The 13,710-nt window shown below is 74.1% G+C and carries 8 protein-coding genes; 1 reads left to right on the plus strand and 7 read right to left on the minus strand.

The genetic code is table 11. The features are described 5' to 3' along the window. The first annotated feature begins 211 nt into the window (after positions 1 to 211). A complete protein-coding gene (gene acs / locus K1J50_RS02865; RefSeq protein WP_220115930.1) occupies positions 212 to 2,152 on the plus strand; it encodes an acetate--CoA ligase in 1,941 nt (646 codons plus the stop codon). Between the two features lie 174 nt (positions 2,153 to 2,326). Here the strand turns inward: acs and K1J50_RS02870 are convergent, their stop codons facing one another. From K1J50_RS02870 to K1J50_RS02900, 7 genes are all read right to left on the minus strand, one after another. Continuing rightward, positions 2,327 to 4,669 (minus strand): xanthine dehydrogenase family protein molybdopterin-binding subunit, encoded by a 2,343-nt coding sequence (locus K1J50_RS02870; protein ID WP_220115931.1) that lies wholly within the window; start codon positions 4,667 to 4,669, stop codon positions 2,327 to 2,329. Positions 4,670 to 4,817: 148 nt separating this feature from the next. After that, positions 4,818 to 7,967, minus strand: coding sequence for an efflux RND transporter permease subunit (locus tag K1J50_RS02875; RefSeq protein ID WP_220115932.1), 3,150 nt, complete (start codon positions 7,965 to 7,967; stop codon positions 4,818 to 4,820). Between the two features lie 12 nt (positions 7,968 to 7,979). Beyond that, positions 7,980 to 9,218 (minus strand): efflux RND transporter periplasmic adaptor subunit, encoded by a 1,239-nt coding sequence (locus K1J50_RS02880; protein WP_220115933.1) that lies wholly within the window; start codon positions 9,216 to 9,218, stop codon positions 7,980 to 7,982. Positions 9,219 to 9,328: 110 nt separating this feature from the next. Beyond that, positions 9,329 to 10,168, minus strand: a complete 840-nt coding sequence (locus K1J50_RS02885) for a universal stress protein (protein WP_220115934.1) — start codon at positions 10,166 to 10,168, stop codon at positions 9,329 to 9,331. After that, positions 10,165 to 11,409, minus strand: coding sequence for an MFS transporter (locus K1J50_RS02890; protein WP_220115935.1), 1,245 nt, complete (start codon positions 11,407 to 11,409; stop codon positions 10,165 to 10,167). Before K1J50_RS02890 ends, K1J50_RS02885 begins: the two co-directional genes overlap by 4 nt. Positions 11,410 to 11,422: 13 nt before the next feature. Continuing rightward, positions 11,423 to 12,826 (minus strand): FAD-binding oxidoreductase, encoded by a 1,404-nt coding sequence (locus tag K1J50_RS02895; protein WP_220115936.1) that lies wholly within the window; start codon positions 12,824 to 12,826, stop codon positions 11,423 to 11,425. After that, a complete protein-coding gene (locus K1J50_RS02900; RefSeq protein ID WP_220115937.1) occupies positions 12,823 to 13,692 on the minus strand; it encodes a dimethylarginine dimethylaminohydrolase family protein in 870 nt (289 codons plus the stop codon). The genes K1J50_RS02895 and K1J50_RS02900 overlap by 4 nt, the downstream gene beginning before the upstream one ends. Positions 13,693 to 13,710: the final 18 nt, after the last annotated feature.

The raw sequence follows: 13,710 nt of genomic DNA on the forward strand, positions 1-13,710 counted from the left end.
CGCCGAGTCGCGCACCCGCTGAGCCCCGGCCCGCGGCGCCCCCGCCCGCCGGCCGGTTTGTGCGAACGCCGCGCGGGCCGGCCGGCGCCCGCCGGCAAACCGCCCCGGAGCCTTCGCCCCTCGGCGCGCGGCGCCACCGTTGACGCCGCGCGCCGCAGGCGGGCAATTCCAGGCCGGGACACCACCGCATACGGGAAAGGGAGGGGCGCCGATGCCCGACAGCGACACGCTGATCGCGGTCAAGCCCGAGATCGCCGCGCGAGCCCATGTGGATGCCGCCCGCTACCGGGCGATGTACGACGAGGCCGCGCGCGACCCGGAGGGCTTCTGGCGCCGCGAGCTGCGCCGCATCGCCTGGATCGAAGAGCCGACGCGGATCAAGGACGCGGACTTCACCGGCGAGGTCCGCATCCGCTGGTTCGAGGACGGCGTGCTCAACGCCTCCGTCTCCTGTCTCGACCGCCACATCGCGGCCGGGCGCGGCGACCAGGTTGCCATCATCTGGGAGGGCGACGACCCCGGCACCGACGCGAAGGTCACCTACCGGGAGCTGCACGAGCGCGTCTGCCGCCTGGCCAACGCGCTGAAGGCGCTCGGCGTCAGGAAGGGCGACCGCGTCTGCATCTACCTGCCGATGATCGTCGAGGCGGCGGTCGCCATGCTCGCCTGCGCGCGCATCGGGGCGATCCATTCCGTGGTGTTCGGCGGCTTCTCGCCCGACAGCCTCGCCTCGCGCATCCAGGACAGCGAGTGCTCGATCCTGATCACGGCGGACGAGGGCCGGCGCGGCGGGCGCACCGTGCCGCTCAAGGCCAATGCCGACGAGGCGCTCGCGACCTGCCCCTCGATCCGGCACGTGGTGGTGGTGCGCCACACCGGCGCGCCGGTGCCGATGCGCGCCGGGCGCGACCTGTGGTGGCACGAGCTGTGCGCCGAGGCCGCGCCGCACTGCGCGCCGGAGCCGATGGGCGCCGAGGACCCGCTGTTCATCCTCTACACCTCGGGCAGCACGGGCAAGCCGAAGGGCGTGCTGCACACCACCGGCGGCTACATGGTCTGGGCCAGCTTCACCCACGAGCTGGTGTTCGACTACCACCCGGGCGAGATCTACTGGTGCACCGCCGATGTCGGCTGGGTGACGGGCCACACCTACATCGTCTATGGCCCGCTCGCCAACGGCGCCACCACGCTGATGTTCGAGGGCGTGCCGAGCTGGCCCGACAGCTCCCGCTTCTGGCAGGTGGTGGACAAGCACCGGGTGAACATCTTCTACACCGCGCCGACCGCGATCCGCGCCCTGATGCGCGAGGGCGAGGGACCGGTGAGGCGGACCAGCCGCAGGTCGCTGCGCATCCTCGGCACCGTCGGCGAGCCAATCAATCCCGAGGCCTGGCTCTGGTACTACCGCGTGGTGGGGGAGGAGCGCTGCCCGGTGGTGGACACCTGGTGGCAGACCGAGACGGGAGGGATCCTGATCTCGCCGCTGCCGGGCGCGACCGCGCTCAAGCCCGGCTCGGCGACGCTGCCGCTGCCCGGGGTGAAGCCCGGGATCGTGGACGGCGAGGGCCGCCTCCTCGAGGGCGCGGCCGAGGGCAACTTGGTGCTGCTCGACTCCTGGCCCGGCCAGATGCGCACGGTCTATGGCGACCACGCGCGCTTCGTGCAGACCTACTTCTCGACCTTCCCCGGCATGTACTTCACGGGCGACGGGGCGCGGCGCGACGCCGACGGCTACTACTGGATCACCGGCCGGGTGGACGACGTGATCAACGTCGCCGGCCATCGCCTCGGCACGGCGGAGATCGAGAGCGCGCTGGTGGCGCACCCCAAGGTGGCGGAGGCCGCGGTGGTCGGCATGCCGCACGACATCAAGGGCCAGGGGATCTACGCCTACGTCACGCTGAAGGCCGGCGTGGAGCCCTCGGAGGAGCTGCGCAAGGAACTGATCGCCTGGGTGCGCAAGGAGATCGGGCCGATCGCCACCCCGGACGCGATCCAGTGGGCGCCCGCCCTGCCGAAGACGCGCAGCGGCAAGATCATGCGCCGCATCCTGCGCAAGATCGCGGCCAACGAGACCGAGAACCTGGGCGACACCTCGACCCTCGCCGACCCGGCGGTGGTGGGCGAGCTGGTGGCGAACCGGGTGCGCTGAGCGCCGGCGCGGAGAGCCCCGGGGTCGCGGACGCGGGCGGGCCGGGGCTCCGCGCTGCCGGTGCCCGGTCTTCCCCGTCTGCCGGCGGACCGCGCGCGGGGCGGACGGGCGGGGGGCGGGCAAAGGGCGGCGGGCCGGCAGCCGTGAGCCGGGCGGCCGGCGTCCGCGCCCGGGTCAGGCGGCCCGCTGCGCCGCGGCCAGCGCCCGCCACACCGCCTCCGGCGTGGCCGGCATGTCCAGATGCCGCACCCCGTCGGCGGCGAGGGCGTCCACCAGCGCGTTGACCACCGCAGGCGTCGCGCCGACCGCCCCGGCCTCGCCCGCGCCCTTCACGCCGAGCGGGTTGGTGGTGCAGGGGATCTCGAGCAGCTCCACCTCGATGTTCGGGAGGTCGTCGGCGCGCGGCAGCGCGTAGTCCATGAAGCTCGCCGAGAGGAGCTGCCCGCTGTCGCGGTCATAGACCGTGCGCTCGAGCACCGCCTGGCCGATCCCCTGCGCCACCCCGCCATGCACCTGCCCGCGCGCGATCAGCGGGTTGAGGACATGGCCGAAATCGTCGGCGACCACGTAGCGCACGACGGCGGTGCGCCCGGTCTCCGGGTCCACCTCGACCTCGGCGACATGGCAGCCGTTGGGGAAGGTGTGGGCGGGGACCGGCGCCTCCTCGGCGGCGTCGAGCAGCGTCGCCGCCTCGCCGCGCGCCGCCTTCTCGCGCTGGATGCGGGCGAGGGTGAGGATGTCTACCGCGCGGTCGGTGCCGGCGACGGCGAAGCGGCCGACGCCGCCGGCGGTGGAGAACTCGATGTCCGCCACCGCCGCCTCGAGGTGCTCGGACGCCGCCTGCTTCCCCTTCTCCACCACCGAGGCGGTGGTGGCGAGGATCGCCTGGCCCTCGGAGTAGAGGCTGCGCGCCCCGCCGGTGCCGCCGCCGCTCGGCAGCGCGTCGGAATCGCCCTGGATCACGCGGATCCGCTCGATCGGGATGCCGAGCTCGTGGCTGGTGAGCATGGCGTAGGCAGTCTCGTGCCCCTGGCCGGTGCTCTGGGTGCCGACCACGACCTCGACCATGCCGTCCTCGGCGAAGCGCACGGCGGCGCGCTCGCTCGGGGCGCCCCCCGTGGCCTCGAGGTAGTAGGCGAGGCCGATGCCGCGCCGCCTGCCGCGCCGCGCCGCCTCCGCCCGGCGCGCCGGGAAGCCCGCCCAGTCGGCCCGGGCAAGGGCGGTTTCCATCACCCGCACGAAGTCGCCCGAGTCGTAGCGCTGCCCCATCGCGCTGACGTAGGGCATGGCGGAGGGCGGCACCATGTTGCGCCGGCGCAGCTCGATGCGGTCGAGGCCGAGCTCGCGCGCGGCGGTGTCGATCAGCCGCTCGACCAGGTAGTTGCTCTCCGGCCGGCCGGCGCCGCGGTAGGCGTCCACGGGGACGGTGTTGGTCAGCACGCCGATCACCCGCGCGTGCACCGCCTGGAAGCCGTAGACGCTCGCCAGCACCTTGGTTCCCGCCCCGGTCGGGATGAAGGGGGCGAAGGTGGAGAGATAGGCGCCCATGTTGGCGTAGTTGCGGGTGCGCAGCGCAAGGAACCGTCCGTCCTTGTCGAGCGCGAGTTCGCCCTCGGTGACGTTGTCGCGGCCGTGGGTGTCGGAGAGGAAGGCCTCGGTGCGCTCGGAGGTCCACTTGACGGGACGCCCGAGGCGGCGGGCGGCGAAACAGACCAGCACATGCTCGGGATAGAGGAAGAGCTTCATCCCGAAGCCGCCGCCGACATCGGGGGTGAGGACGCGGAAGCGGTCCTCGGGCAGCCTGAAGACGGCGTTGGCAAGCAGGCCGCGCACCAGCCACGAGCCCTGGGTGTTGGTGTGGAGGGTGAAGCGGCCCGTGGCCTGGTCGTAGTGGGCGAGCGCGGCGCGCGCCTCCATGCTGGCGACGACGACGCGGTTGTTGACGACGCGCAGCCGCGTCACGTGCGCGGCCTGGGCGAACAGCGCATCGGCCTTCGCCTTGTCGCCCACCTCCCAGTCGAAGCAGACGTTGTTCCTGGCCGCGTCCCAGACCTGCGGCTGGCCGGGCTCGGTGGCGGTGGCGAGGTCGGTGACGGAGGGCAGGACCTCGTAGTCCACCTCCACCGCCTCCGCCGCGTCGCGCGCCGCCTTGGCGGTCTCGGCGACAATGAAGGCGACCGGGTCGCCGACGTGGCGCACGCGGTCCTCGGCCAGCGCGTAGTGCGGCGTCTCGGCGCGCGGCGTGCCGTCGGCGTTCTTCAGCGGGACGGCGCAGGGCAGCTCGCCCAGCCCCTCCTCGCGCAGGTCCTTGGCGGTGAAGACGCCGAGTACCCCGGGCAGGGCGCGCGCCGCCGCGACGTCGAGGCGCAGGATCCGGGCGTGTGCGTGCGGGCTGCGCAGCACCACGCCGTAGGCCTGGCCGGGCAGGGCGATGTCGTCCGTGTAGCGCCCGCGGCCGAGCAGGAGCCTCGGGTCCTCGATGCGCCGCACCGGCTGGCTCAGGCCGAACTTCGCCATGTTCGCTCGCTCCCCGCGTTGGGCTCTGGTCTCTGTCGCGCGCATCATCCGCCAAGTCCGGCGGCGCCGCCAAGGGGGCATGCGGAGCGGACGGCACGCCGCCCGCGATTCGCGCGCCGCCCCGCAGCCGTTGCGCCTCCGCCGCGCGTCATTCGGCCGAGACGCGCCCGCGCCCGGGCCGCCGCAGCCCGCGCTTGACCCGTTCGCGTGCGGCCTGGAACGTCACGTAGAGCATGGGGATGAAGAAGATACCGACCAGCGAGGCGGCCAGCATGCCCCCGAACACCGGGGTGCCGACCGCCCGGCGCGACAGCATCGCCGCCCCCTGCGCGAGGACGAGCGGCAGCAGCCCCAGCACGAAGGCGATCGAGGTCATCATCACCGCGCGGAACCGGATCCGCGCCCCGGCCACGGCGGCCTCCCGGATGCCGAGGCCGCCGCGCTCCCGCGCCTCCTTGGCGAACTCCACGATCAGGATGCCGTTCTTCGCCGCCAGCGCGATCAGCACCACGAGCCCGATCTGGGCATAGACGTCGAGGCTGAGCCCGGCGGCGAGGATGGCGAGGAACGAGCCGAGCCCGCCCACCGCGACCGAGAGCAGCACCGGCACCGGGATGGTCCAGCTCTCGTAGAGGGCGACCAGGAAGAGGTAGGCGAACAGCACCGCGAGCGCGACCAGGATCCCGGTCTGCCCCGCCGCCTGCTTCTCCTGGTAGGCGGTGCCGGTCCACTCGAAGCCGTAGCCCGCCGGCAGCACGCGGGCGGAGATCTCCTCCATCGCCGCCAGCGCCTCGCCGGAGGAGACGCCCGGCCGCGGCGCGCCGTTGATCAGCACGGAACGGTAGTTGTTGTAGCGGCCGATCGTCTGCGGGCCCACCACGACGCGAACGTCCGCGAAGGCGCGCAGGGGCACCATCTCGCCGCTGCGGTTGCGCACGTGGATGCGCCAGATGTCCGGCACGTCGTCGCGGTCCTGCGCCTCGGCCTGGACATTGACCTGCCAGGTGCGGCCGAAGAGGTTGAAGTCGTTGACGTAGAACCCGCCGAGCGTCGCCTGCAGCGTGGTGAAGATGTCGGCGATGCGCACGCCGAGCGCCTGCGCCTTGTCGCGGTCGACCTCGAGGAACAGGCTCGGCGTGGTGGGCGAGAAGGTGGAGAAGACGGCGGTCAGGCGCGGGTCCTGGTTCGCCGCGACGATCACGCCGAGCATGGTGGCGCCGAGCTCGGCAGGGTCGCGCCCCTCGAAGTCCTGCAGCTGGTAGTCGAAGCCGCCGCCGGTGCCGAGGCCGATGATGGGGGGGATGTTGAAGGCGAAGACGTTCGCCACCCGGATCCCCTGCGCGGCGCCGAAGACCCGCCGGATCGCGGCGAAGACCGAGTCCTCCGCCCGCGTGCGATCCTCGAACGGCCTCATCCGGGCGACCATGAAGGCGGAGTTGGGCTGCGCGCCCTGGTCTATCAGGCTGAAGCCGACGATCGCGAGGATGTGCTCGATCGCCGGGTTCTGCCGGAGGATCGCCTCCACCTGCCCGACCGCGGCGCTGGTGCGCGCGACCGACGCGCCCTGCGGGAGCTGGACCTGGATGAAGAAGGCGCCCTGGTCCTCCTGCGGCAGGAAGCCCTGCGGCGTGCGGGCGGCGAGGCCCCAGATGCCGGCGCCGACCGCCGCCACCAGCAGCAGCGAGAGCGCCGCGGCGCGCACCAGCCGCGCCACGATCCAGGCATAGCCGTCGCGCACCGCGTCTATGCCGCGCAGCACGTAGCGTATCGGACCGCGCCGCGGTCCGTGGCTCGGCCGCAGCACCAGCGCGCAGAGGGCGGGCGAGAGAGTGAGCGCGTTGACCGCCGAGATCAGCATCGCCACCGAGATCGTCACCGCGAACTGGCGGAACAGCACGCCGGAGACGCCGGGGATGAAGGCCACCGGGACGAAGACCGAGAGCAGGACGAGGGTGATGGCGACGATCGGCGCCGTGATCTCGCGCATCGCCTGGCGGGTCGCCTCGGCCGGGGAGAGATCGGGACGCTCCGCCATCACGCGCTCGACGTTCTCGACTACCACGATCGCGTCGTCCACGACGATGCCGATGGCGAGGACCAGGGCGAGGAGGGAGATGGTGTTCGCCGTGTAGCCGACCAGGAGCAGCGCGGCGAAGGTGCCGATCAGGCTGACCGGCACCGCGATGGTCGGGATCAGCGTCGCGCGCAGGGTGCCGAGGAAGAGGTAGACCACCAGGACGACCAGCACGAAGGCCTCGAGCAGGGTCTTGAGGACCTCCCGGATCGTGTCGGAGACGAAGGTGGAGGTGTCGTACACGACCAGGTGGCGCAGCCCCGGCGGGAAGCGCTGCGACAGCCGCTCCAGCGTCTCGCGCACCGACCGCGCCACCTGCACGGCGTTGGCGCCGGGCGAGAGGTAGATGCCCATGGTCACGGTGGGGCGGCCGTTCAGGCGGCTCTCGGTGTCCATGGTGGCGGCGCCGAGCTCGACCCGCGCCACGTCGCGCAGGCGCAGGACGGAACCGTCGGGGTTGGCGCGGATGACGATCGCGCCGAACTGTTCCGGCGTGGAGAGGCGGCCCTGTGTCTGGATGTTGAGCTGGAACTGCTGGCCCTCTCCGGTCGGCCGCGCGCCGATGCGCCCGACTGCGGCCTGCACGTTCTGCGCCTGGATCGCCGCGATCACGTCCTGCGGCGTGACGTTGAGGCTGATCAGCCGGTCCACCTCGAACCAGATGCGCATCGAGTAGTCCATCGCGCCGAACAGGTTGACCTGGCCGACGCCGGGCACCCGCGCGATGGTGTCGAGGATGTTGATCGTCGCGTAGTTGGACAGGAACAGCCGGTCGTGCTCGCCGCTCTCCGAGTAGAGGGCGAGGAACTGCAGCACCGCGGAGGACTGCTTGCGCACCGTCACGCCGTTGCGCTGCACCTCCTGCGGCAGCTTCGCCATCGCCGCCTGCACCCGGTTGTTGACGTTGACGGTGTTGATGTCCGGGTTGGTGCCGAGGGCGAAGGTGACGGTGAGGGTGTAGCTGCCGTCGTTGCCGCTGTTCGAGCGCATGTAGAGCATGCGGTCCACGCCGTTGACCGCGCTCTCGAGCGGCTGGGCGACGGTCGCCTCGACCACCGCGGCCGAGGCGCCGGGATAGCGCGTGGTCACCGAGACCTGCGGCGGGACGATGTCGGGGAACTGGCTGACCGGGATGCGCAGCATCGCGATCAGGCCGGCGAGCGTCGTCACGATGGCGATGACGACCGCGAGCCGCGGCCGGGCAATGAAGACCGAGGAGAGCATCGGCGCGCCGCCTCAGCCCCGGCCGCCGCTCGCACCGGCGGGAGCGCCGGCCGGCCGCGGCCCGCCGCCGACGGGTGGCGCCGCGGCGGGGGCGGGATTGACCGGCTGGCCGGGGCGGACGCGCTGCAGGCCCTCGACGATCACGGTCTCGCCGCCCGCAAGTCCCTCCTCGATCACCGCGACCTCCGCCGGGCTGCGGCCGAGGCGAACGTTGCGGCGTTCGGCGCGGTTCCCCTCGCCGAGGACGAAGACGAAATTGCCGCCCTGGTCCTGCAGCACCGCCGCGCGCGGGATGACGACGGCCTGCACCGGCTCCGCGCCCTCGACGAAGACGGTGACGAACTGGCCGTCGATCAGCTCGCGGGCGCCGGCGGCCCGGACCGGCCCGGCCGGCGACGCCTGGTATGGCGGATTCGGGATCACGGCGCGCACCAGGATGGTGTCCGTGTTGCGGTCCACCTGGGTGTCGATGAAGTCGATCCGGCCCGCATGGGGATAGAGCGTGCCGTCGGCGAGCTGCACCCGCACCACCGTCGCCTCGATCCCGCCGCGCGCGTCGTAGCGGCTGCGCAGCTCCAGCGACTGGCGCTGGCTGACATGGAACGCCACGCGCATCGGATGCTGGCTGACGATGGTGGCGAGCGGTTCGCTCTGCGGCCCGACGACGTTGCCCACCGAATAGGTCGCGCGGCCGATCTTGCCGTCGATCGGCGCGGCGATCTCGGTGTAGCCGAGGTTGATCTCGGCGACGCGCACCGCCGCCTGGGCGCCGAGGACGCCGGCGCTGGCGGTACGCTCCTGGGCGATGGCGTTGTCGAGCTGGGCCTGGGTGCCGGCGCCGCTCGCGCGCAGCTCGCGCGCGCGGGCCAGCGCGACGCGCGCGTTCTCGAGCGTCGCCTGGGCGGAGGCGAGGTTGGCGCGGGCCTGCTCGAGCTGCGCCTCGTAGGGCGCGCGCTCGATGCGGAACAGCAGGTCGCCGGCCTGCACCTCCTGCCCCTCGTCGAACAGGCGCTCCTGGAGGAAGCCGGTGACGCGAGCGCGCAGGTCCACGCGGTTGATCGCCTCGATCCGGCCGACGAACTCGGCCCGCTCCGTCACGGGCTGGCGGATCGCGGTGACGACCCCGACCGCGGGCGGCCCTGCCGGACCGAACTGCGCCGCGGCGGGGAGCGCAGCGATGCCCGCGGCGCCGGCCAGGGCGGTACGGACGAGCAGCGCGCGAAGCAGGGCGCGTGGCGAAACCGGTGGCATGGCCCAGGCTCTCCGAGACTCTCCGGAGTACGTGCCGCGCCATGTTGCGGTGCGGCAGAAAAGGTCAAGCGCCCCCGCGCAACGGGGGGCGGCGCCGCCGCGCCGGCCGGTCAGTGATGCAGGAACAGCGGACAGGGCGAATCCTGCAGCAGCCGCCGGGTCGTCGAGCCGAGCAGCAGGCTGCGCAGGAGCCCGGCGTGGCCGAACGCACCGAGCACCATCAGCCCCGCCGGCAGGGCGCCCGCCTCGGCCAGCAGCCGCTCGGCCGGCGCGTCCCCGGCGAGGCCGCAGGGCTCGGCGCGGAAGCCATGGCGGTGCAGGAAGCGCGCCGCCTCCTCCGCGCGGCGCGCGGCCTCCGCCGGCTCGTCGGCGAGGGAAACGACCCGGGCCGGTCCTGCCGCGCACAGGCCGAGCAGCGCGAAAAGCTGCAGCGCCCGCATCGCCGGCCGCGAGCCGTCGTAGCCGACCAGCACCGACCCGGCGAGATCGGCCTGGGCGCCCGGAGGCACGACGAGGAGGGGCCGTGCGCCGTCGCGCAGCAGCACCTCGATCGCCGGCGCGACACCGTTCTCGGTCTCCTCGAAGCCGAGCGTCGAATCGCGGCCGATGACGACGAGGTCGTGCGCCGGCTCGGCGCGCAGCAGCGCCTCCTCCGGGGCGTCCTCCAGCCGCAGCGCCTCGAAGGCGAGATCGCCCGCCGCCGCGGCGAACTCGGCGAGGGCGCGCTCGGCCTCGGCCTCGGCCCGACGCAGCCGGGCCGCGTCGCAGCGCAGCTTGAACGCGCTGGCGCCGAGCGGCACCGGCTCGTGCTCGTCGGCCGCATGGGGGCGGTCCAGTACCACGGCGGCGGTCAGCGCCGCGCCGCAGCGCCGCGCCAGCGCGATGGCGAGGCCGCGCGCGGCGAGCGCCCCCGGCGTGTCGTCGAGCGCGAGCAGGAGGCTGCGGATCATCGGTGCGTTCCCTCGTTGGATGGGCGCGACAGCATCAGGAAGGCCGCCGTGCATAGCACGAGGGCGAGGACGAAGCTCGCGATCGCCGCGCCGGCCCCGCCCGCCGCAGCGGCCGCGCCCGAGACGGCCTGCAGCGCCGCCGCGCCGCCGAAATAGGCGATGTTCATGGCCGACAGCGCGCGCCCGGTCTGTTCCGGCACCACCGCCGCGCGCACCATCGGGAAGGCCAGAACCTGGAAGCCGATCGCCAGGCCGAAGGCGGCGAGCAGCGCCGCGTCGAGCGCCGCCGGGAAGGCGCCGAACGGCCCGCCCGGTCCGCCCAGCAGCAGCAGCGCGAGCAGCCCGGCCGCGGCGAGGTGCCCGCCGGCGAGCAGCGTCCGCTCGCGCCCGCCGGCCTGCCGCGCCAGCCAGCCGGCGAGGGTGGGGCCGAGGGTCAGGGCGAGGGTGCAGAAGAGCAGCAGGTTGCCGGCGGCGATGCGCGGCATCCCCTTCACCTCCATCAGCCACGGCCCGCCCCACAGGCCGCGCACGCCGAGCACCGCGGCGAAGCTCGCCAGCGCCAGCACCACCGGGGCGCGCAGCCGGCGCGACAGGCCGAGCGCGACCACCTCGCGCGCGTCGGTCCAGGCCGAGGGGGCGGGATCGCGCGGCCGCGGCGGCCGCTCGCGCACGATCGCCGCGACGAGCAGCGCGGCGAGGACGGCGAAGGCGGCGGCGACGGCGTAGCCGGCGCGCCAGCCGGCCGCCTCGACCAGCCAGGCGAGCGGGCTCGCCGACAGCAGCATCCCGGTGTTGCCGGTAGTCTGGATCAGCCCGGACCACAGCGCGAAGCGCGCCGGCGGCAGCGCCTTGGCGGCGAAGGTCATCGGGCCCATCAGCATGCCCGAGCAGCCGATGCCGAGCACGGCCTGGGCGAGCGCCATGCCGAGCGGCCCCGGCGCCAGCGCCGCCGCCGCCGCGCCCGCGCTCGCGATCGCGAGCAGGATCAGCGCCACCGGCTTCACGCCGTAGCGGTCGAGCGCCACCCCCACGGGGACCATCGCCGCCGCGAAGGCGAGGGGGAAGATCCCGGTGATCGCGGCCAGCTCGTCGGCGGCGAGGCCGAGGTCGCGCTCCAGCAGGTCCGCCGCCACCGCGGGCAGGGTGCGCACGGCGTTCGAGAACACATGCCCGAGAGCGAGGGCCAGGATGGCGGGAGCCAGCGCGCGCGTCGCCGGCGCCGCCGCCGCGGGCGGGGTCATGCGGGGCGTGCGCTCAGTTGCGGAACATCTTGCCCGGGTTGAGGATGCCCTTGGGGTCGAGGGTCGCCTTGAGGCTGCGCATCACGGCGAGCGCCTCCGGCCCGTGCTCCTGCTCGAGGAACTCGCGCTTGCCGAGGCCGACGCCATGCTCGCCCGAGCAGGTGCCGCCGAGCGCCAGCGCCCGCGCGACGATCTTGCGGTCGAGCGCCCAGGCGCGCTCGATCTCCGCCGGGTCGCCGGGGTCGACGACGATGCAGGTGTGGAAGTTGCCGTCGCCGACATGGCCGACGATCGGCGCCACCAGGCCGGACTCCTCGATGTCCCGCTTGGCGCCGAGCAGCGCCTCGGCGAGGCGCGAGATGGGCACGCAGATGTCGGTGGTGACGCTGCGCGCGCCGGGGCGGAGCGCGATCGCCGCCCAGTAGGCGTCGTGGCGCGCCTGCCAGAGCCGGTTGCGGCTCTCCGCGTCGGTCGCCCAGGCGAAGCCGGTGCCGCCCGCCTCGGCGGCGATCGCCTCGACCGCCTCGGCCTGCTCCTTCACCCCGGCCGGGGTGCCGTGGAACTCCAGGAACAGGGTCGGCAGCGTCCGGAAGCCCTCGAGCCTCGAGTGGCGGATGCAGGCGGCCATCTGCACCTCGTCGAGGATCTCGATCCGCGCGACGGGGATGCCGGACTGCATGGTCGTGATCACCGTCTCGACCGCCGCCGCCAGGGTGGGGAACTGGCAGACCGCGGCGCTCATCGCCTCCGGGATGCCGTGCAGGCGCAGCCGGACCTTGGTGATGACGCCGAGCGTGCCCTCCGAGCCGATGAACAGCCGCGTCAGGTCGTAGCCGTTCGCCGCCTTGCGCGTGCGCCCTCCGGTCCGGATCACCCGCCCGTCGGCGAGCACCACCTCGAGGCCGAGCACGTTCTCGCGCATGGTGCCGTAGCGCACGGCGTTGGTGCCGGAGGCGCGCGTCGCGCACATGCCGCCGATGGTGCAGTGGCTCCCGGGATCCACCGGGAAGAACAGCCCCTGGTCGCGCAGGTGGTCGTTGAGCTGCTGGCGCGTCACGCCGGGCTCGACCAGGCAGTCCATGTCCTCGGCGTTGACCTCCAGCACCGCCGTCATGCGCGAGAGGTCGAGCGTGATCCCGCCGCGCACCGGCGTGACATGGCCCTCGAGCGAGGTGCCCGCGCCGAAGGCGACGACCGGCACCGCGTGCTGGTGGCAGAGGGCGAGGATCCGGCTCACCTCCTCCGTGCTCTCCGCGAAGGCAACGGCGTCGGGCAGGTGCGGCGCGGTGGTGTCCTCGCCGCGGCTGTGCTGCTCGCGCACCGCGGCGCCGGTGGAGAGGCGCTCGCCGAGCAGCGCGCGCAGCGCCGGGATCACGGCGTCGGCGGGGCGCGGGGGGGCGGTGGGGGTCGTGCTCATCCGGGGTCGGGCTCCTCCCGCCTGAGCGGGCAGGTGAGGCAGTGCGGGCCGCCGCCGCCCGCGGCGAACAGCGAGAGGTCGGGGTCGAGGACCTCGAGCCCCTCGGCGCGCAGCGCGGCGTTGAGGCGGGCGCTGGCGCGGGCCGATACCACGCGGCCGGCGCCGAGGGAAAGGATGTTGCCGGCGAGCGCCATCGCCTCGCGGCAGGTGGTGGGCAGGACGCGGATCGCCCGCGCGCGCAGCCAGGCGAGGAAATCGTCCGGCAGCGCCTCGGTGCAGGCGACGGCGAGGCCGGGCGCGGCCATGCAGAAGAGCAGGTCGAGGTGGAGGAAGTGCTCGTCGAAGGGCTCGATCCGCACCTCCCAGCCCTCCGCGCGCAGCCAGCCGGCGAACTGTTCCGCGCCGGCGCGGTCCGTGCGCCCGCCGGAGGCGCCGACCACGGCGAGGCCGGGCCGGAGGATGTGCACGTCGCCCCCCTCCAGCGTGCCGGCCGAGGAGAGGCGCCACATCGCCGCGCCCCGCGCCTGGTGCCAGGCGAGCAGCGGCGCGTACTCGCCGCGCCGCTCCGGGCGCGCGAGCTGGCAGAGCACCGGGCCGCGATGCGTCACCACCAGCGGATCGCGCGTGTAGGCCATGTAGGGGAGGTGCGGCCGCGGCGGCAGCCGGTGCACCGTGACGCCGGCCTGCGCCAGCGCGTCGCACAGCTCCGCATGCTGCGCGGCGAGCGCGGCGCGGTCGGGCTGGCGGCCTTCCGCGAGGGTGCGGCGCGCGACGGCGTTGATCGGCACCCAGCGGTAGTGGTCGGGCGGGCAGACCAGCACCTCGGCGAGCCGGCCGGTCTCGGAAGCGACGGTCCAGTGCGGCATGGCGGCGCGCAGGGTGCG

It is taken from the genome of Caldovatus aquaticus (assembly GCF_019458025.1).
In the GTDB taxonomy this organism is placed as follows: Bacteria; Pseudomonadota; Alphaproteobacteria; order Acetobacterales; family Acetobacteraceae; genus Caldovatus; species Caldovatus aquaticus.